Origin of the sequence: Acetobacter vaccinii (assembly GCF_008365315.1) — a bacterium.
In the GTDB taxonomy this organism is placed as follows: Bacteria; Pseudomonadota; Alphaproteobacteria; order Acetobacterales; family Acetobacteraceae; genus Acetobacter; species Acetobacter vaccinii.
The window spans coordinates 740834-761424 of the sequence record NZ_CP043506.1; the positions used below are offsets into that span (position 1 = coordinate 740834).

Annotated in this window: 21 protein-coding genes; 13 read left to right on the forward strand and 8 right to left on the reverse strand. The window is 59.6% G+C overall.

Features of this window, described 5'->3' with window-relative positions; translation table 11 throughout:
- Window positions 1-197: 197 nt before the first annotated feature.
- Window positions 198-446, reverse strand: coding sequence for a hypothetical protein (locus tag FLP30_RS03290; RefSeq protein ID WP_149278574.1), 249 nt, complete (start codon window positions 444-446; stop codon window positions 198-200).
- Between the two features lie 326 nt (window positions 447-772).
- Between FLP30_RS03290 and FLP30_RS03295 the strand changes: the two genes are divergently transcribed.
- Entirely contained in the window at window positions 773-1576 is an 804-nt protein-coding gene (locus FLP30_RS03295) for a response regulator transcription factor (protein ID WP_149278575.1), read from the forward strand.
- A 57-nt stretch (window positions 1577-1633) separates the two neighbouring features.
- Here FLP30_RS03295 and FLP30_RS03300 read toward each other — a convergent pair whose 3' ends face one another.
- The 4 genes from FLP30_RS03300 to flgG all read right to left on the reverse strand — a co-directional run bounded on the left by FLP30_RS03300 (window position 1634) and on the right by flgG (window position 5365).
- Window positions 1634-2449 carry a MucR family transcriptional regulator gene (locus FLP30_RS03300; protein ID WP_149278576.1) on the reverse strand — a complete coding sequence of 272 codons (816 nt, stop codon included), beginning with the start codon at window positions 2447-2449 and terminating at the stop codon, window positions 1634-1636.
- Between the two features lie 346 nt (window positions 2450-2795).
- A complete protein-coding gene (gene flgH / locus FLP30_RS03305; protein WP_149278577.1) occupies window positions 2796-3548 on the reverse strand; it encodes a flagellar basal body L-ring protein FlgH in 753 nt (250 codons plus the stop codon).
- A 7-nt stretch (window positions 3549-3555) separates the two neighbouring features.
- Entirely contained in the window at window positions 3556-4578 is a 1023-nt protein-coding gene (gene flgA / locus FLP30_RS03310) for a flagellar basal body P-ring formation chaperone FlgA (RefSeq protein WP_149278578.1), read from the reverse strand.
- 1 nt (window position 4579) lies between these two features.
- Window positions 4580-5365: a flagellar basal-body rod protein FlgG gene (flgG, locus tag FLP30_RS03315; protein WP_210419339.1), complete on the reverse strand. Its 786-nt coding sequence runs from the start codon at window positions 5363-5365 to the stop codon at window positions 4580-4582.
- A gap of 299 nt (window positions 5366-5664) precedes the next feature.
- Between flgG and flgF the strand changes: the two genes are divergently transcribed.
- The 12 genes from flgF to FLP30_RS03375 all read left to right on the forward strand — a co-directional run bounded on the left by flgF (window position 5665) and on the right by FLP30_RS03375 (window position 18099).
- A complete protein-coding gene (gene flgF, locus FLP30_RS03320) occupies window positions 5665-6408 on the forward strand; it encodes a flagellar basal-body rod protein FlgF (RefSeq protein WP_149278580.1) in 744 nt (247 codons plus the stop codon).
- Between the two features lie 116 nt (window positions 6409-6524).
- Window positions 6525-8048, forward strand: coding sequence for a flagellar hook-associated protein FlgK (gene flgK, locus FLP30_RS03325; protein ID WP_149278581.1), 1524 nt, complete (start codon window positions 6525-6527; stop codon window positions 8046-8048).
- A gap of 40 nt (window positions 8049-8088) precedes the next feature.
- Entirely contained in the window at window positions 8089-9174 is a 1086-nt protein-coding gene (locus FLP30_RS03330; RefSeq protein WP_149278582.1) for a flagellin, read from the forward strand.
- A gap of 72 nt (window positions 9175-9246) precedes the next feature.
- On the forward strand, window positions 9247-10077 hold the full coding sequence (locus FLP30_RS03335) for a DUF1217 domain-containing protein (protein WP_149278583.1): 831 nt from the start codon (window positions 9247-9249) through the stop codon (window positions 10075-10077).
- Between the two features lie 141 nt (window positions 10078-10218).
- On the forward strand, window positions 10219-11586 hold the full coding sequence (fliI, locus tag FLP30_RS03340) for a flagellar protein export ATPase FliI (protein WP_149280186.1): 1368 nt from the start codon (window positions 10219-10221) through the stop codon (window positions 11584-11586).
- On the forward strand, window positions 11583-12011 hold the full coding sequence (locus FLP30_RS03345; RefSeq protein ID WP_149278584.1) for a flagellar FliJ family protein: 429 nt from the start codon (window positions 11583-11585) through the stop codon (window positions 12009-12011). Before fliI ends, FLP30_RS03345 begins: the two co-directional genes overlap by 4 nt.
- A gap of 2 nt (window positions 12012-12013) precedes the next feature.
- A complete protein-coding gene (locus FLP30_RS03350; protein WP_149278585.1) occupies window positions 12014-12193 on the forward strand; it encodes a hypothetical protein in 180 nt (59 codons plus the stop codon).
- Between the two features lie 8 nt (window positions 12194-12201).
- Complete coding sequence (locus tag FLP30_RS03355; protein ID WP_149278586.1) at window positions 12202-12951, forward strand: hypothetical protein; 750 nt, start codon at window positions 12202-12204, stop codon at window positions 12949-12951.
- Between the two features lie 50 nt (window positions 12952-13001).
- Complete coding sequence (locus FLP30_RS03360) at window positions 13002-14078, forward strand: flagellar motor protein MotB (RefSeq protein ID WP_149278587.1); 1077 nt, start codon at window positions 13002-13004, stop codon at window positions 14076-14078.
- Window positions 14079-14171: 93 nt separating this feature from the next.
- Window positions 14172-15053, forward strand: a complete 882-nt coding sequence (gene motA / locus FLP30_RS03365) for a flagellar motor stator protein MotA (RefSeq protein WP_149278588.1) — start codon at window positions 14172-14174, stop codon at window positions 15051-15053.
- 35 nt (window positions 15054-15088) lie between these two features.
- Window positions 15089-17263 (forward strand): flagellar hook-length control protein FliK, encoded by a 2175-nt coding sequence (locus FLP30_RS03370; RefSeq protein WP_149278589.1) that lies wholly within the window; start codon window positions 15089-15091, stop codon window positions 17261-17263.
- A 38-nt stretch (window positions 17264-17301) separates the two neighbouring features.
- Window positions 17302-18099, forward strand: a complete 798-nt coding sequence (locus tag FLP30_RS03375; protein ID WP_149278590.1) for a flagellar hook assembly protein FlgD — start codon at window positions 17302-17304, stop codon at window positions 18097-18099.
- A gap of 67 nt (window positions 18100-18166) precedes the next feature.
- Here FLP30_RS03375 and FLP30_RS03380 read toward each other — a convergent pair whose 3' ends face one another.
- The 3 genes from FLP30_RS03380 to FLP30_RS03390 all read right to left on the reverse strand — a co-directional run bounded on the left by FLP30_RS03380 (window position 18167) and on the right by FLP30_RS03390 (window position 20440).
- Window positions 18167-18658, reverse strand: a complete 492-nt coding sequence (locus FLP30_RS03380) for a hypothetical protein (RefSeq protein ID WP_210419299.1) — start codon at window positions 18656-18658, stop codon at window positions 18167-18169.
- A gap of 23 nt (window positions 18659-18681) precedes the next feature.
- The gene (locus FLP30_RS03385; RefSeq protein WP_149278591.1) at window positions 18682-19404 is read right to left on the reverse strand and encodes a glycosyltransferase family 25 protein; all 723 of its coding nucleotides are present in this window, start codon (window positions 19402-19404) and stop codon (window positions 18682-18684) included.
- A 184-nt stretch (window positions 19405-19588) separates the two neighbouring features.
- A complete protein-coding gene (locus FLP30_RS03390) occupies window positions 19589-20440 on the reverse strand; it encodes a transglycosylase SLT domain-containing protein (protein ID WP_149278592.1) in 852 nt (283 codons plus the stop codon).
- Window positions 20441-20591 lie beyond the last annotated feature (151 nt).

The window sequence follows — 20591 nt, forward strand, 5'->3', positions numbered from 1 at the left end:
CTGATGTCCTTCTGGACGCTCTTTGTGGCGCACGCACAACCCCGCTTGTCTGGCGGGGCAAACCCCGACCACACCATGCCTTACCCTGAAAAACAACCAACGGCTGCCGCAACCAACACCGCAGGGCCAGTCAGCCTGCCTATGCGGTCAGCCTGCGCTCGCCTTGCTGTCGGTCACGGTTTTCTGTCTGCCGTCAATCAGGCAAAAAGATCAACAGCGCTGGCCGCTGCTGAAGACTTCTTATGTTCGTTGCTGGAAGGCACCAACTGCCCGGACGCATCAAACTTGGTGGTGGCAGAAGAGCCGTCAACACTCTTGGAGACGACATTCACACCCACGCCAGCCGCATGCTCGGGCTGTGATGCGCGATAAACCTTTTGGGCAAGCCCGGTCGTAGCTGTCCGAAGGCTCGACGCCAGAGCCGCTGCTGCTGAAGTATCTGTCATCTTTATCCATCCTTCAGAACCAGAGAAGAAATAAGGGCTGACACAGGAAAACCACGCCCCCAGCCGCAATGCCACAGCCATGGTAGAAACACCATGCCCAAACACCCCTGACCGCGTCCGTTATAAACCGTGTTACAACCATGAATACAGCGTCAGTTTATGGGATGGCCATGCCTTAGCCAAGGTGTTTTTTGGCCGAAGCGGCATCCCCCCTTGATCCAGACAAAAATACCTATGTAGCTTTATCCTGCAAACAGTGGTCAGAAGGACAGGCACGGTGGCACAGGCCATGCGCGCCACCACCGCCAACGGGCATTGGAAACACCATGCGCATATTATGCATCAGCGATACATCGGTCGATGACAGCAGGCCGTGCAAGGGGCTCGCCAAAGCTGCGGCCGAGGGTGCAATTTCCATTACAATGTCCAGCGCGGAAGGCGTGGTCGAAACCCTGCGCCGCTCCCGTTATGACCTTGCCGTCATCCAGCAGGCCAGCCCGGATACCCGGCTGCTGCGCCACATCCGCAATAGCCGCCAGCCTACACCGATCCTGATTATTGCGCGCCAGACAACACCCGCCACCATAGCCGATGTATTGAGTATCGGCGCGGATGACTGCGTGCCCGCCACCGTAGACCCCATAGAACTGCTGGCCCGCCTGCGTGCCATTATCCGCCGTGTCAGCGGGCACGATAGCCTGACCCTGCATATCGGCCGACTGACTGTGAATGTTGACCGGCGCGAAGCCCATGTTGATGACAGGCTCCTGCCCCTGACTCCGCGCGAATACGATCTGGTGGAACTGCTCGCCCTGCGCAAAAGTCAGGCTTTGAGCAAGGAAGCCGTGCTGGACAGCCTTTATGCCGGGCAGGAAGAACCCCATGGCAAGGTCATTGATGTCATGGTGTGCAACATTCGCAAAAAAATGCGCGCCCTTGGCATCGCCACGCCGTTTACGACCCTTTGGGGAATCGGCTACCGCCTGAATGAGGACGCCTTTGCCCCTGTTGGCTCCAAGATGGTCGGGGCAGACCGGTCCATGTCCCGCGTGGCCAAGGAAACCTGCATTCCCATCATGCCCGGTGGCATCAACATCATGCCTGCGGCGGGCTCATCCGAAGGCCTGTGACAAAAACTGCCTTACAGTAACCGCATGAAAGCCATGCACTCAAAGCGTAGCCAGATGCTACTCACCGTGGGCAGTTGCATCCTTCTGCTGGCGCTTCTTGCGCCGGTCATATGACCCGAATCGGGAAACTTCGGCCTCGGCTTTTTTCAGCTCCGAATACGCCTCGCACGCCATGGGATATTGTGCAGAAAGCCCCCAGTACGCCCTGTAGGCCTCGGGCGTCTGACGGTGCCTGTTTTCAATATGGCGTTTGAGCATTGTAAAACTGTCGCCACAGTGCAGGCAGACAAGAGCATCCGACCGGAGCGCATGCTGGGGTGGGCAGGCAGGCTGGTCCTGACGAGCTATCCACTGCCGCTGTTTCCACGGCAGTTCGGCCGACATGCCTGGCTGCATCGTGCCACCCGCACTTGCCCGCACAAGGCTCGTGGCCTGACGTTCCTTGTCCGTTGTGCGGGTTGGCAGGTTCAGAACGCTCCGGGTCGCCAGTTCCATAAACGGCACCCGCTGGTTACCCGCAGTCCGGGGGGCACCCTCAGCCACCAGGCGGGGCGGCCCCATGACATCACGCGGGAGGCGCCTTTCTATCCGCTGGGTTTCCTCCAGCACGTCGTCCATGCTGCGAATGGCGCCCACATCGGCCATGTCGGACAGAATACCAAGAACAGTGGACAGCCGCTCCGGGCTATTGAACGCGATCCGCTTGAGAGCCAGCGTCACGTCCCTGACCTTTTCCGCCTGCGCGATAATGGCATCCGATGTCTGGGCAGGTAGAAAATCCGTATGCATACGGCCTACCAGCCGGCCAATACGCTTTTCCGTAATGGCATCGACGGGATGGGTTCGAACACTTTCGAATGTAGCTTCTGACACGACTGCCTCCGTCACACCGCCGGTTTATCCATGACATTGGACGTTATTGTTACAATTGCGACACTGCACCTTGCATGGAAACGAGACCAAATCCGTCCTGGTTGCAGGCACACCAAATTTTTCCTGCACGACCGCAGGACCATCCGACACCAAAGCCACACTTCCAACCCGGAAGGTCGCAGTCCTCCCATACCCAGAAAACAGGGCAGGCCCGACCACGCCTTCGAATGGATCGAAAACCCGGCAGCACTCAAGCTGGTGCGAACGGTGTTACAGAATTATGGCAAATTCTAGACCAGCACCCCCTGCCCCCACACACGATACCGTATGCAAGGGGCAGTTCGGGTCAGAATGGCAGAACGTTATCGAGGATCTGCTGCCCGTAACGCGGTGTCTGCAGGCGGATCAACTGGCCACGGCCACCGTAGGAAATCCGGGCCTCGGCAATCCTGTCGTGGGTGACGGTGTTGTCTTCCAGAATATCCTGGGGCCGCACCACACCGCTGACCATAAGCTGCCGAAGTTCACCGTTAATCCGCACTTCCTGCCGTGCCACAACGACAAAGTTCCCGTTAGGGAGGACCTGCGTAATGGTCCCGGCCAGTGTCAGGGTCACCACCTCGTTACGGCGGATTGTCCCTGCGGCCGTATTGGCGTTGGCGCTACTGGTGTTCAACGCGTTGGCGCTCGTCAGATGCGAGATAGCATCCCCCTTGAAGCCAAACAGGCTGGGGATACCAAACTGTTCCGACCCGCTGCCTGCGGCAGAGGTGTTGTCGGTCAGGGCCGCGTTGTCGGAGATTTCGACCTTGATGGTCAGCAGATCTCCAACCTGGGAGGCACGCTGGTCCTTGAAGAAGGCCTGGCTCCCCGGCCGCCACAGGCTACCCACCTCAGTCGGCGGGGGCTGCAGGGGGGGCATGGGCATGGTAACAGGCCGATAATCCGGGGACAGAGTCGGATCGGACGTTCTGGTCATGCGGGGCGGATGGCCAGCCTCGCTCAGGTCTGCCAGGCCGCTGCAATTACACAGGCCAAGCAAACCCACCATAAAAACGCCTGACAGAAGGTGTTTTGTCACCGAAAAGTGCTCCGTCATTCAGCCGTTACCGCAACGACATGGATGCGCGCGCATCCGCGCGGTTAGCAGCGCTGAGCCGCCGTAAAGTATTGGGGTCCGACTGCACCGCATGAGAGCCAGGCTCCACCGAAAGCTCGGAAGCACTGGTAACACGCCCGGTAGCCACCATGCCGCTGGACGCGTTGATGGCACGCACATACTGGCCCATGCCGCCATCCTCCAACGCCCGGCCCGTCGCTGTCAGGTGCACACCCGGCACAGCAAACACAATCAGGACAGGGTCGCCCTTGTGCATGACAATCGTTCTTTGCAAGTCACGCGCCATGACGACATCACCGGCCAGAACACTGTGCAGCAGGGTCATGCCCGCAACATCACCCGCATCCGCCACGGTGCCCGCAGCGGTATGGCCGGTATAGGAATCATTGATCTGCACATCGTTGGGGCTGAGCACAGCCCCCATGGCCAGAGTGCGTGAAAATACCAGCACCTTGTGGGCCGCACGCACCACGCCCTTAAGCAAAAAGGAGTCCTGCGTGACATCGCCCGTGGGCGTGGCGCGATAGACCGTTGCTGTAAAGCGACCTGTCCGCCTGTCCCAGTTCATGTCGGACAATACCACGGGGGCTGGGTCGTTAGGAGCGACTGTCAGCGGGTGGAACTCTGTCACCTCGACCGAAACAGGACCGTCCTCGCTATCGGGGAGCTGTTTTTGAACAAGGTCCACAAAATAGTCGCGGTCCAGCACCCGGCCTGCGCGTTTGATGGTCGCGAGTGCTGAGGGGGACTGGTCCACCCAGTCCACATCATACTGGTCGGCAATGGCAATAAGCTGCCTGCCCCCGACTTGGATGCTCCCGCCCGGCGGCGGAGCCGGACCAAGAACCTTGTCCTGCCCCGGATCAAGCCCGCTGAAAAGATCGGAAAGCCGAACATTGTCGCCGGTTATGACTGATGTCGCACGTAACGAGGCCGCACAGGCCGCCCCTGCCTGCCCCAGCAGGACACCAGCCACAGCACACGCCCAGACTGCCGAGCGGGCGGACATATTATTTCAGGTTCGTCAGGGTCTGAAGCATCTCGTCAGAAGCGGTGATGACCTTGCTGTTCATCTCATACGCACGCTGTGCGGTGATCAGGTCGGTAATTTCAGTCACGACGTTGACGGATGATTCTTCCACAAAGCCCTGCCGGATGGAGCCAAAGCCCGTGCTCTGCGGCGTGCCCAGAATGGCGTTGCCCGAAGATGTTGTTTCGGTAAACAGGTTCTGCCCCATGGCGGCCAGACCGTTTTCGTTCTGGAAGGTGGCAAGCTGGATCTGCCCTGCCACCTGGGAGGAACTCTGGCCCGACAGGGTGTACTGCACCTGGCCGGTCTGATCGATGGTAATGTTTTCAGCGTTGTTCGGCAGGGAGATGTTCGGGCTAAGCGGATAGCCATCGGCGGTTACGATGGTGCCATCTTCCGACAGGGAGAACGTGCCGTCACGCGTGTAGGCGTAATCCCCCGAAGGCAGAGTAACCTGAAAATAACCACGGCCTTCGATCGCCATGTCGAGGGAGTTGCCCGTCGATTCCAGCGTGCCCTGTTCGTTGATACGGTAAATACCCGCCGTGCGCACACCAAGACCAACCTGTGCACCGGCAGGCACAAGGTTGCCTGCGTCCGAGCTCATGGTCCCGGCGCGCCGCAGGTCCTGGTACATAAGGTCCTGAAATTCGGCACGGCGGCGCTTGTAGCCCGTCGTGGTCATGTTGGCGATGTTGTGGGAAATCGTTTCAACGTTCGTCGTCTGGGCCTGCATGCCCGTTCCGGCGATATCAAGGGAACGCATCATCGGACGTCAGACCTCCAGAAGAGTCTTTATTACTAATTGGAAATAGAGCAGCCTAAAGCACACTGCCTGAACACCCCTGCCGGGTGCTACCGCCCATGATGTAATGGTCGCTCCCGGCTAATGGCAAGGTGTTTTATGGCATATCCATGGTTTTTTAACCCGACCCTGCCAGGGCTGACCGGCCCGCCCATGGCCACAGCGGCAAACAGGCGTGATTATATTGCAGCCGCGCGGCCGATCCGTTAACCTTTCGGGCTGAACAACAGCCCCCAAGCCCCCGCCATCTGGAGCAGAACATGGACAACACGACAAACATCGCCTTGTCGCGCATTGATGTCCTGACCCGCGCACTTGAAGTGACATCCAACAACCTGGCCAACACCAATACGGATGGCTTCAAGGCATCGCACTCCCAGTTTTCAGAATTTCTGGTCAAACAGAAAGGGGGCAACACAGTCCCCGGCGGGCGTGAGGAGTCCTACACCGAGGACCGATCCGTCTATCAGGACCACATGCAGGGGCCGATGCACCAGACCGGCAACCTTACGGATTTTGCCATCAATGGCGAAGGCTACTTCAGCGTTCGCACGTCACAGGGGGTGCGCCTGACCCGTAACGGCCAGTTCCAACGCCGGGCCGATGGCACTCTGACCGATTCTGCGGGCAACCCGGTGCTGGATACAAACAGCCGCAACATTGTGCTGCGCCAGCAGGACGAAATTCTCTCCGTTGCCTCGGACGGCACCATTTCCACGCAGGAAGGGCGCGTCGCCAATATCGGTCTGGTCACGGTGGACAATCTTTACACCCTCCAGCCCGAGGGCAATTACCTGCTGCGGCCCACAACCCAGACGCGCAATGTGGCCAATAAAGAAATTCGCCAGGGCATGCTGGAATCCAGCAATGTCAACGCCGTTTCGGAAATGACGCACATGATCACGATCCAGCGTGATTACGACCTCAACTTCCAGTTGGTGCAAACCGAGTCCACACGGCAGACAAACGCAATCGACAAGATCACCGCCGAGCCCAATGTCTGACCCCCACACCGACCCGCTGAGCGTGCGAGAATCCTTGTCATAGCAGCCCAGTCCCGGCATAATACGGCGCATCTGACCCTGGCATTGAAACACGGCCGTGGCGCACGGAGAGTAACATGGACCTGCAATCATCACTTTCAATCGCCAGCAGCGGCCTTAACGCGATTGAGTATCAGTACTCCGTTACCTCCAATAACGTCGCCAACTCCGGTACATCGGGTTATGTCAGCGAGACCGCGACCATCTATTCCAGCGTTGCTGGCGGCACCAGCACCGGCGTGCGCGCAGGCCTGACGCAGCTTAACGTCAGCAAGGCGCTCCAGCCCGCGCTGTACACCCAGAACGCCAAGGTCGCGCAGTATACGGCGCTCAGCAACTCTCTGTCCGCCGTATCGTCCGTGCAGGGCAGCACCGATTCCACCTCCGGCTCTACCAACACGCTTTCCGACGTGCTGGGCAATTTGCAGAGCGCTGTCACCACGCTGGTGTCCACGCCGCTGGAAAGTGCAGCCCAGTCCTCCGTGATCTCGACCGCGCAGTCTGTGACCAGCACGATCAAGACCCTGTCCGACACCTACTCCAGCCAGCGTCAGACGGCTGAAGACACGGTTGTGTCGACAGTCGGGAGCATCAACACCGACCTGACCCAGATCGGCCTGCTGTCGACCCAGATCATGAAGCTGAAAGCTGTCGGGGGTGACACGGCCGCCCTTGAAAACCAGCGCTACGGCGTCATGTCCGACCTGTCGTCCCTCGTGTCGGTCAAATATACCGAAAAGAGCAATGGCGATGTCACTGTCGCCACCGACGACGGCACCAAGCTGCCGACCCGGCCAGACCAGATCGGCCTGAACGACAACACGGTTACAGAAGCCACAAGCACCTGGCCGCTGACCACGTCGAGCATCAACGTATCCGAAGCCACCTATTACAAGGATGGTGACAGCAACGCGCAGATCCCCGGCATCAGCATTGCCGGAACGGATGTTACCAACCACCTGACCGGGGGCACGCTGGGGGCCAACATTACCCTGCGTGACACAACCTACCCCCAGATGCAGGCGCAGCTTGATTCCCTGTCCTACACGCTGATCAACCGCTTCAAACAGTCTGGGACAGAGCTGTTTACAAACGGCACCACGACAGCACAGGGAACGGACGCAACAACCGGTGTGCCCACAGGGCTGCTTGGTCTAGCCTCTGCCATTACTGTCAATTCCACCTATACGTCCGACCCGTCCTCCCTCGCCCCCAGCGGTGACACCACGGCTCTGACCAATATTCTGAGTGATGCTTTTGGCTCCGCCTCCACCAATGTGAGCGGCACGCTGGAATCCCCGACGGATAACCTGGGGCCGACGGGCAGCATCTCCACCGGCTATTCCGGCACGCAGTCGCTGATTGCACTGGCGACGTCGCTGACTTCCAATCAGGCTGCCACCATTTCCGCCGCTAGCAGCAACCTGACATCCAGCACCTCTGTCCAGACTGTTCTGGCAACCAAGGTGTCGAGCGTGTCAGGCGTGAACGTGAATGATGAACTTGCCAAAGTGGTTGCCTTGCAGAACGCCTTTACTGCCAACGCCAAGGTCATATCCGCCGTACAGTCAATGTTTACCGCACTGATGGACGCTATCTAAGAGCGCTGGCCAACCACGCGCACAAGAGGGAAATACAGTTATGAGTACGACTGTCGGTCAGTATGGCAATTTTGGTTCATCGCTTGTCCTCCTGTCCGGGATCAAAGCGATGGGTGAGCAGAAGACAACTCTCGCGTGGCAGACATCCACCAACATTCTGGGCCAGACTTATGCTGACTTGGGAGACAACCGTAGTTCTGCCCTCAGCGTCACACCCAAGATTACCCAGGTTGCAAGCTGGCAGAGCAACATCACCGTGGCGCAGACATCGCTGACGATGACGGCAACAGCCCTCAAGCAGCTTGTTTCCATGGCGCAGTCGCTGTCCACCAACCTGATCAGCATGAGCGGCACGACCACGTCTGAAACCGTTAATTCCGCTGCGGCCGAAGCTACCTCCAATCTTTCCGCCATTGCCACCGTGCTGAATACCTCCAACGGGTCAGGCTATGTCTTTGCCGGACAGAACTCCACCGAGCCGCCAATTACGGATTCGTCGTCCATTACCACCAGCTCTCTGGCCACGCAGATTGCCAGCCTTGTCAGCAATCTTTCCACCAGTGGCGCCTCCTCTGTTCTGGATGATGCCACCACGGCATCGGCTGATAATACCAGCGGCACGTCGCTGTTCTCTTCCGACCTGTCGGTATCGGGCACGGACGCCAGCGCCCTGCAGAGCAAGATCGTAACAGGGGATAATACCACTGTCGGGGTCGGGATTGTCGCCACTCAGAGTGTCACTTCCAGCAGTGCCACATCACCGTCCACAGGTTCGCCAATCCGCGATCTGATCCGTGACATGATGGTCGTGTCGTCCCTCAAGGGCATGACATCCTCCTCCACCGGCTTTACCGACCTTGTCAGCAAACTGCGGACCTCGATCCAGAGCACTGTCAGCCAGTTGACGGATATGGAAACATCCGTTGGTGTCACACAGAATGCCCTGACAGCACGCAGCACCCTGCTGACAAACATGAACCTGTCCCTGACAACACAGCTCAGCAACGCCAGGGACGCCAACTATGCTGTTACCGCCAGTCAGCTTTCAGACCTCAACCTTCGGCTTCAGGCATCTTATACGCTTGTGGCAGATATGAAGGACATGACACTGGCAAGCTATATCTGATAACCAGACACTGGTTGTTGTTACCGGTCGTGCATTCAGCGTTGCGGCCATGTCACGGAAAGGATCAGCCCAATGGCTATCTCCAGCGTTTCTCCTGTCAGCCAGTATATCACGGCTATGAAGGACGAAGACACCGCGGCGGCCAATTACGCCAAAACTGATGCGACCACAAAACTCGAAATTTCCAAATTCGAAGAAAGTGCGTCCACCATCACATCAGCCAGTGACCTGCTGAACAACTATACCGCACTCCAGGTGGTGCTGGGGGCTTACAACCTCAGCTCCATTTCCAAGCAGACCGCGCTGATCAAGGACCTGCTCACGCAGGACCCGACATCCTCCAAATCATTGGCAAAGTCCTCTGGCAATGCCACGTGGCTGGCATTTGCTGATGCGTTTTCCACGTGGGGCAAGAACGGTGGATCATCCACCGATGCGGTGTTCACATCGGACAAGATTGATTCCATTGTTTCGTCCTTTCAGCTCAACCAGTATGAAGGCAACGACGACAATTCCGACAGCGGTGTAGGCAATGCGCTGTATTTCACACGCTCGATCGGCAGCAAGACATCTCTTGCGGAAATTATGTCTGACTCCAAGCTGCTGAAGGTTGTTGTCACCGTGTCCGGCTATGACCCTGACCAGTTTGGCGCGCTGGATTATGACCAGCAGGTGCGTATGCTGTCCAAGACGTTCGATATCAATGACTTCTCGAGCGACAAGAAAATTCAGCAGTATGCCGAACGCTATCTGGCCATGTTGCAGATCAACCCACAGACCACTGATAAACCTGCCACGATGATGGATCTGTTTGGTGGAGATGGTGACTCCAACAGTATTCTGGCCCTGTTTGACAGCAGTTCTTCCAGCACTTCTGGCAGCCTTTATTCTGGTCTCTTCTAACACCGCTTACGCTGACACAGCAGAGTGACATCAGGCCAGGGTAACAGCACCACCATGCAGGCTGCCAGCATAGACTCGGACGCACTCCCATACGACGAGTCTCTGGCCTGTCTGGCACAAGTTCCAGACATTCTTGCGGCCATGCGCAAGGCCGTCGCTACCCCGCGCTACGACGTGCCCGTTGGCACGTTGGAAGGGCGGGTTACGGGCCTGTCTGGCCTGTCCGTTTCCCTCAGCGGTTTGCAGGACTTTACCGGCATTGGTGACCGGATCAGTATTCTTGGCCTTGATGGCCGCGAAACTGATGCTGAAATTGTTGCATTCCGCAACAACACCGCCATTGCCATGCCCTTTGGCGCGCTAGAGGGCATAGGCTCAGGTTGCCGGGCTACTTTCCCACTTTTTGAGCCCGAACAGCGCCGGCTGTTAGCCGGTGGCACCCTACGTGTGAATGATACATGGAAGGGCCGGGTAATTGACCCCATGGGCCGCCCGCTGGATGGCAAAGGTCCACTAGCCCCAGATGGCACCCCACAAAAACTGCATGCCCCACCGCCAGACGCCGCCCTGCGTGCCCGGCTTGGCCCGCGCATAGACATGGGTGTGCGCACCCTCAATCTGTTTGCCACATGCCGCCAAGGGCAACGCCTTGGTCTGTTCGCTGGTTCTGGTGTTGGCAAATCAACACTGATGGGTATGCTGGCGCGCAATACCGACTGCGATGTTGCCGTCATCGCCCTGGTGGGCGAGCGAGGGCGCGAAGTGCGCGAGTTTGTGGAAGATGATCTGGGGCCGGAAGGGTTGGCCAAATCGGTCGTGGTTGTGGCCACATCCGATACCTCCCCCCTGATGCGGCGTGAGGCCGCCTATGCGGCCATGGCCGCCGCCGAACATTTCCGCGACCAGGGCCTGTCCGTACTGCTGCTCATGGACAGTGTGACCCGTTTTTGCCATGCCCTGCGTGAAATTGGGCTGTCTTCCGGCGAGCCACCAGCCACCCGTGGCTACCCCCCCAGTGTTTTTGCCGAACTGCCACGCCTGCTGGAACGCGCGGGGCCCGGCCCCATTGCTGCGGATGGTCGCGCAGGCCAGATCACCGCCATGTTTTCGGTGCTGGTCGAAGGGGATGACCACAACGAGCCCGTAGCCGACGCCGTGCGCGGTATTCTGGATGGGCACGTTGTCATGGAACGCCGCATTGCGGAATCCGGCCGCTACCCCGCCATCAATGTCCTGCGTTCCCTGTCGCGCACAGTACCGGGCTGCAACTCCCCTGAAGAAAATGCCCTGACGCGGGAGGCACGCGCCTGTCTGGCCACATGGGAAGACATGCAGGACATGGTGCGCCTTGGTGCCTACCGTCAGGGCAACGACCCCAAGGTGGACGAGGCCATCCGCGTAGCCCCGGCGATCGAACAAGTGCTGCGCCAATCGCGCGAGGAAAAGGCAACTCTGGCCAGCAGCTTTGAAGCCCTGCGCACAGCACTTTCCACCTCAGCCCCGGCGTGAGCAACCCCAGAACACGTGCCCTGCAAGCACTGATCCGCCTCCGTAAAACAGAGGTGGAACAGGCCCGCAGCGCCATGGCAGCGGCGCTGGCGCACGAACAGGCCGCTATTGACCATACAGAGGCCCAACGTGCCCGCATTGTGTCCGAGCGCGCCGCCATAGACTCTGGCGGGGCCACTATGGACGACTTTCGTAGCTGGTTCCCCCTTGGGCGCGAGGCTGTCCAGAAAGCGCTGATGCAGCAGCATTCGGCAGAAGCCGAGACCGAACAGGCACGGAAAGTTCTTATGGAGGCCAACGGAGCTCTCAAGGCCGCCGAGACCTTGCTGGAAACACGCCTGAAGGAAGAAAAAGACCTGCGCGAACGCCGGGAGATGGCCGAAATCGATGACCTTTCGCGCCGTAACCGGATGGCCACACCCTAGCCATGCAGTGGCCATTTCACCCCATGTTCCCCGCAATACCGACCGTCATGGCCACATCAGACGCCATGATCTCGTGTTTCGGCCTTGAGAAAGCGGATTGCGCCCGCTATCGCTTTCTGAGAGGGATGGAGCGTGGTTCGGTCCGTAGAGGCATGATCACCCCCAAGACCATGAAAGACTAGGATACCGCATGTCACAGACACCCCAGCCGGTCGAAAAGATATTCATCGCCACGCCATGCTTTGGCGGTCTGGTCACGCAGGAATACATGGAATCCATTATTGCCTGCACAAGCGTCCTGCGCATGCCGGTAACATTGTCCCTTCTGGGGGACGACGCCATGATCAGCCGGGCACGCAACACCCTGCTGCACCAGTTCTGGGCCCGTTCCGACGCATCGCATATCCTCTTCATCGATGCCGACATCGGCTTTCCCGCCGAAGCCCCTGCCCGGCTGCTCGCCGCTGGCAAGGATATTGTAGCGGGCATGTACCCCATCCGCGAACGCTTCTGGGACAAGACAACACAGCAGCATATCCTGCGTGGTGAGCCCCAGGAAACCGCAACCCTGCGCTATGTGGGCGAAACAGACGCCATGCATCAGAACTGGGACAAGAGCCACCTCGTCAAAACGCATTATGCGGGCACGGGTTTCATGATGATCAGCCGCAATGCGGTGGACAAGATGGTCAAGGCCTATCCCGAAACCACATACCGCCGGATTGATGTGGCTGGGGGCAGCCAGGACACCGACTACCATGCCCTGTTTGACGGCAGTATCTGCCCCGAAACCGGCACCTATCTGAGCGAAGACTTCACCTTCTGCCGCCGCTGGCGCGAAATCGGGGGCGAAGTCTGGCTGGATACTTCCATCGACCTGTCACACACGGGCCGGGCCAGCTTCCAGGGCAATCCCTCACGCCGTGTTGGAATTGCATGACCCTACGGCCACCCGTGACAGTCCCGCAGCATAGAGCGCAATAGCACCTCATGCCGAAGAACGATAAACGCCCCATCATCATCAAGCGCGACTCCGGCGACGATAGCCATGGCCATCACGGCGGCGCGTGGAAGATCGCTTACGCCGACTTTATGACCGCCATGATGGCGTTCTTCCTCGTCATGTGGCTGCTTAACGCAACCACGGACGAGCAACGCCGGGGTATTGCGCAGTTCTTCAACCCCATGGCGGACAAGGACGCGCATCTGCGCCCCACGGACTCCATGCTTGAGGCCCATCCCTCCCCCATGACGCAGGGGGAGGCGCTGCACCGCGTCAAGGACGGGGAAACCCCGAAAAAACCGACCGACGAACAGTCCGGCCCGACCAGTGCCCCGCACTCCCTGCCGCGCTCGCCTAATGAGGATGACATTACCTATGGCATCCGGCGGCCGCTGACGCCGTCCTCGCCCGCCATTGTTCCTATTGGCGGCCCCGAAAGCGGCGCGGCCAGAAGCACAGGCTACGTCGGCACGGAAAATCAGGTCGAAGCCGCCAGCGAGCAGGCCAAGCTGGAACAGACAGCCCAGGGCCTGCAAAAAGCCATTGCCCAGAACCCGGACACCCAGCCCGCCAGTGGGAACATGTCTGTCCGGATCGGGCGTGACGATATCCGTATTGAACTGCACGACGCCAGCAATGCGCCCATGTTTGATACAGGCTCGGCCGCGCCCAACAAGGTTGGCCGCAAGATGCTGGCCGAAATTGCCGCCTGGCTGGCCCCCCTGCCCGAAAACATTTCCATTATCGGCCATACCGATGCCGACCCCTACCACGCTGGCAAGCACTGGCGCATGTCCAACTGGACACTGTCCGCCCTGCGGGCCGACTACGCGCGTGAAGCACTGGTGAAGGCAGGCTACCCCGACCGCAAGATCCTTGATGTCACTGGCCTGGCCGACAGGGACCTGGCCATGCCCGAGGACCCGACAGCCGCTGGCAACCGGCGGGTGGTCATTATCCTGCACAAGCGCTTTACAAACCCCGGCACCCAGCCAGCGCCTGCGGCAGTTCCTGCCCCAGCACAGCCTGCTGCGGACACGACCAGCGCCACACCAGCGCAATAACCCAGACGACAGGGCCTTAGGCCCAGGACGACCATGAACCGCCGCCCAGACCTGATACGGACGGCTCAAGCACACGGAAGTGGAGACCTTTAAATGCTTTTCATCGGAGCGCTGGCCTTTGCGTTGCTCTGTGTCTTTGGCTCGTTCGTGGCCTCCGGCGGGGCGCTGGCGCCGCTGATCAAATCCATGCCGTTCGAGTTGCTGACCATTCTTGGGTCGGCCATCGGTATTTTCGTGATGGCCAACTCCAAGGATACCCTCAAGCACTTTCCGGCCTATCTTAAAATGACGCTCAAAGGCCCGCGTTACGACAAGGCCGCCTATATCGAGCTGATTGTGACGCTCTTCCGCTTTACGCGTCTGGCCCAGGCCCGTGGCAGCATGGCGCTGGAAGAACACATTGAAAATCCGGAAGAAAGCAGCATCTTCGCCCAGACACCCAGCGTGCGTGACGATATTGAAACCCGCAACCTGATCTGTGACTACCTGCGTCTGGTCAGCCTTAATATCGAAGATGCGTATCAGCTTGATGAAGTCATGGCCCGGGAACTGAAAAAGAACCTGACCGAAAAGCTGCATACCTCAGAAAGCCTGCAAAGCATTGCCGACGCCCTGCCCGCTCTGGGCATTGTTGCGGCCGTGCTTGGCGTTATCAAGACCATGGCCTCGATCAGCAAACCCCCTGCAATCCTGGGTGAGATGATCGGCGGCGCGCTTGTGGGCACATTCCTTGGGGTTCTTCTGTCCTATGGTGTGGTTGCACCTCTGGCGGCCAGGATGCGGGATGTGGTATCACAGGACGGTCGCTATCAGGACATTATCCGTATTGTTCTGGTGGCACACCTGCAAGGCACGCCGCCTCAGGTCAGTGCTGAAATCGGGCGTAAGGATATTCCCTACACCTTCATGCCTTCTTTCAGCGAACTTGATACCGCGTTGTCGGAATCCACCAATCCGCCAACAGGAACTGCCTGAACGCACGCCACACCGCCAGGAACCGGGAACGTCTGATGTCACTGAAAACCACAGCCAACACGACCATTCCCGGCAAGGCAAAGGCCTCCACGCTGGCTGACACGCTGCTGCCAACAACAGCAGCCAAGTCTTCTGCAACGTCCACCAGCACGGATGACACCAAACAGGGCGTATCGTCCTTCAGCGCCGTGCTCAGTGGTCTTTCCAAGCAGCCCAAGCGCCAGCAGGATACGAACACTCAGGACAGCCAGAAAACCACGCCACCGGCTGCAAACACCACATCCAGCACCGATGATGCCGGAACGGAACAGGCTGACGCCACAGACAGCAACAGCCAGACCCCGCCCGCCACGGTGCAGACCACAACAGCCGCCACAGCTTCTGCCCTGGCCATGGCGTCCCCCTTGCCACAGCCACAAAGCCAGAAGACCAGCACGACACAGGCCACCAGCACCGACGACCAGACAACTGATGCCACGCAGAGCACGGATGATGAGGACTCGTCCGCCCAGTCCTCTGCCATGCTGTCGTTGCTGCAACTGGTCATGGCTGCGCAACTGCCCACCCAGCCGCAGCAGGATACAACCTCTCAGACTGGCCAGAAGTCTGCCGCCTCCACAGTGGCCACATCAGGCACAGGCAACGCTGACAAGGCCAGCACAACGACGGCATCCACCATTGCACAGAGCATCGCCAGCATGCTCTCCACGATCAATACGGGTGCCAGCACGTCACAGCCTGCAACAGCAGGCTCCGCTATGGCGCAGACCATTGCCAGCCTGCTGCCTGCAACTGACACAAGCAGCACAGCGCAGCCTGCCACGGCCGCATCTGCCATGGTGCAGGCCATTGCCAGCACGTTGCCTGCGGCAGAAACCAGCAGTTCGGCGCAGCCCGCCACAGCCGCATCCAGTCTTGTTCAAGCCATTGCTGGCACGTTACCTGCCACGACCACAGCCAGCAGTGCGACGCAGCCCACCACGGCAGCCTCTGCCGGGGTTCAGGCGACTGCCAGTGCAGTCCCAGCAAACGCCTCCGTCACAGGGGTGCAGGTTTCCCAGTCAGATACCACACCGCTTGCAGCGACCCTGAACGCCCTGATGGCCAATCAGGCCCATACGGCTGCGCCTGACAGCAATACGCAGACAGCCAACCCGACGACCGATGCCAACGGCAATAGCTTTGCCACCAGCGGTGTACTCGCCACCGCCACAACAACTGCTGCTCTGGCGCAGCCTGCGGACACAGCACAAACACCGCAGCCCAGCTCTGCTACGCGCCAGCCTGATACTGCCGCGCAGCTTCAAGTCGCTACTGCCCAGCAACAGGTGGACACCACGGCACAGCAGCAGGCTACAGCCTCTGCACGGGCCACCAATACGCCCACCACAAACAGAACCGAAACTGCTGACACCACAGCAACAGACCTGCTGACCGCCAACCCCGCAACCACGGTGGCAGCACCCGTCAGCGCCGTTGCCAGTGACATCAACTCCAGCCTGCAAAACAACAGCGGCAATCAGGGTGGGTCCTCGGTTGATGGCCAGAGCGAGGATGAGCAGCAAACCGTCGCGCAGGACTCTACGGCTGTCAGGCTGCCCGCTGGCATGACGGGGAGCACCGCCCTCCCCTTGACCCAGGACAGCCAGAAAGCACCCACGACGCAGGATTTTCTCGCGACCCTGCAATCGCATGACACACAGGCGACCGACAGCCAGACCATGGGCACAACACCCAGCATGACGCAGGCGGCCGATGGCACAACCTCCGTCTCCATGACTGTCATGACCGAAGATGCCACCCCGGTACATGTCCGGCTTGAAGGCGTAGATGGCGTGACAACCAGTGTTGTGCTGCAAAGCGCGGATGAAGCCACGACCCACCACCTGACCAACAACAGGCACGAACTGGTGGCAGCCCTTGACGCGGCAGGGATTCAGGTTGGCAATCTGAAAATCGACATTGTGACCGCCAGTTCCAGCAGTGGGGACGCGGGCAACCAGAACGCCAGCAACAACAGCAGTTACAGCGACGGCAGTGCCGGAGGCTGGTCTGCGGGTGATGGTGGCAACCAACAGGGTGGCCAGACCACAGGCGGGCAACGCTGGTTTTCCAGCACAACGCAGGACAGTACCCTGTCTGGCGATAGCGTGGATACAACGCGGTCCAGCGCCCAGCAGGGCCGAAGCGGCATCAACATTACCGCGTAAAGCACGCGGCAGGGCGGTAACAGGAAAGGAAACAGACCATGGCCACCACCTCAGCCATTAGTAACGAGACCAAACTTATCCTCGCGGCTCAGGATTCGGCCCAGGCCGCTGCCCGATCCTCGACATCGTCCACCAGTTCAAGCAGCGCCAGCACGGCTAACTCCGCCCTGTCGTCACTGGCCAAGAACTACACAACCTTCCTGACCCTGCTGACAACACAGTTGCAGCATCAGGACCCCAGCAGCCCGATGAGCACGGATTCGTTCACCACGCAGCTGGCCCAGTTCACTGGCGTGGAACAGCAGGTGGAGACAAACGAGAAGCTGTCGTCCCTGATTTCGCTCAATGAAAGCTCGCAGCTGAACACCGCATCCGATCTGGTCGGGCAGACAGCTACTGCCACCACCACATCGCTGCCGCTGCAGAATGGTTCGGCCTCCCTCAGCTTTACCGGCACCTCTGGCGAGAGCGTGGCGATTGCGGTGGCCAACGCCGCAGGCACGATTGTCAAAAACGACGTTGTCACCGCATCGTCCGGCACCAACACCTGGACATGGGACGGTAAGGACAACAGCGGCAACACACTGGCCAACGGTGCTTACAACGTTGCCGTCAAGACCATCGATTCCGCAGGCACCACGTCGGATGTCACCTTCACGGTCAACGGCACCATTACCGCCGTCACCAAGGGTGATTCCGATATGAATGTGGAAATGGGCAGCGTCACCGTGCCCATGACAAACGTCAGCAACATCAGCAGCAAGAGCTCAAGCTCTTCAAGCAGCTCCACCGCTTCCAGCTCGACCTCAGGCTCCAGCTCCACCACGGGGTCCTGATACACAAAACCCCGCGCCGGATAACGGCGCGGGGTTTGTAACACTCGGTTCCAGCCGGTCTGGTCTTTTACCAGTACCCGCCAATAACATGCCGTGGCTGATTGGGGCCGGGGTCTGCATTAACAGACCATGCGCTCCAGTCCCACATGGCGGTATCACGCCGGTTTTCCGCTGCCATGGCAGGGATGACGGGGACTGTGGACACCGGCTTGCGCCGGTTTTTCTGCCGGGCAGCCTCATTCATCGTCAGCGCGTTATATGCGGATTCAGAGCCCATATAAACGCAGCCACAGCCAATCGGGTCAGCATAGACATAAATCCGACCAGCGGCTGACGGCCTGTACGTCAGTTCCCCAGGCGGCAGCGTGTTCAGCATGGCGTAACGGGCTGTGGTGTCAGCCGGATGGGCGACAAACCCGGCCTCGGACAGCTTCATTTCCATAGCCAGATAGGGCGCTGCGGGGGACGAGCAACCAACAAGCCCCAGCAACAGCCCCCCCAGGCCAGCCTCCACCAGCCAGTTATGGCTCCGCTTTCCGTCCCGAATGCACGCAACCATTGGACAGTCTCCCTGGTGTGTTCTCAGTTATTGCCGACCATGGTCATGGCCTCGGGCAGCAGGCACAGCGGAGGAAATGCCACGTAGGAAGCCATGTCCGCGTAATAGCTGTTCATGATCATATCGAGCGATTCCGCCATCACGTAGTTGCCCCCCGCGCAGATCAGCGACAGCCCAACGGACTTGAGCGGCAGGCACCCCTTGATCATCTTGTCAGCACCTGCGGGTGAAATGGCATATCCGCACGGAGCCAGCGTCTGCACCAGGCGGAACAGGCTGGATGTCACCTGCTGGTCACCAAACGCCGTGGCAATCGGGCTTTCGTTCTGCCCCGGAAAGGATGCGATGTTGATGACAAAGCCTGGCTGCACTTCGTGCTGGAAAATGCCCTGACAGTTGCTGCCCCACAGCACGATATCCCAATCATGCGGCAAGGTGGCGGCAAGCCGTGCGCTTTCGGCCTCAAAATTGGCACACAGCACGGCGCTATCTTCAAACACCATGGCTGCGGCACCGCTCTGGGCGACATTGCCCCACAGCGCCACATGCGACAGCGCCTGTGCAACAACAGCAGGGGGAAAGTCGCAGGTTTCAGACACAAGCGCCCTGCGCTTCATGTCTTCCACACTCATGTCGGCAGCATCCACACCAGGATAATGCTGAACATCGGACACATGCGCATTGACGGCCCGAAAGCGTGCAAGGCGTTCAGGATGCCTGGTGGGGCTGATAACAAACTTCTGCATCGACAATCCCTGTTTTGCGGGGCGCGTTCCCGCACTCCTTTTGCAAGTCGGGGAACCTTAAGCCACACAGACCCCAAAAGCGAGAGGCCAGAGCTAGCGCCAGCGCGATGGATAGCCTTGTCGTGCCTGCCCGTACAACCCAACCAGCCCATGGCCATCGCCCCCACGTGCCAGGGCTACGGGGTTATTCCTCTGGCAGGCGATGCGGCATGGCCATGGCCACCGGCGCGGCACGATACGAAGCAAGACTTCGGCCCCGCAGGCCAGCCGAGGCGGGCCTGCGGGGGGCTGGTTCAACAAAATGCTGATTGCCCATGAAAGGATGGAAAATACGCGATGGTGCAGGTGCACCTGCCGCTGTGGGCTGGCCGTCCTCATTGGGGAGCAGGATCGGCCTGCTGCGTACAGCCACAACGGGCAGGAAAGGTGACGGCTGGCCGCCATGAGCCACCTTATGGGGACTGGCCTGCGTATCACGCCCGTCCTGCGGGACTGCCCAGGCCTCCAGCACTTTCCACTGGTAGGGGGTGCCTATGCCTGGAGTCTGGGAATGATAGGCTGCGGCGGCCCGTGGCCAGCTTCCGGTTTTTTCATGCAACTGTAATAGAAATTCCCCGGCATACTGCGCGTTATGCACGGGATCGAACGCCTGTTCGACCGAAGGGAAAGCATTGGGGTGCTGTTGCAGGTTAACCTGCATGCACCCGACGTCAAGCGAGTATGTACCCTGCTGGCGGAACGTCTCCACCGCCGCAACCGCTTCCTCCCGCGTCTGGTAGTAGTGGCCGACTCCGGCCGCCGTCACTGTCCATGGCCATGCGGCCACAATGCCATCGGGGCCCATACGCCCACTTTCCACACGGCTCATGGCGGACAGAAAACCATCGGGGATACGCATTGCACGTTCCACCTGCTCGGTGGCGCGTGTGCATAAGTCTGCCTCATACGATCGGGCCGCAGCCTGTGGCCATGGAGCGCACAGAAGGCCCAGAGCCGCAGTCATACAGGGGGCATACCAACGGGCAAAAACAGTCATGACAGGGCGGACAACATGCCAGTGGCACCATCCCTGCCTGCAATGCCTGTCCTGACGCTGCAAAAGCCTGTCCGCAGCAGCATGGCCGCCCCTCCTGCACCCTTGTCCTCTGCGACCCCACGCGCGCGGCGGCGTCTGCTACACGCTCCTA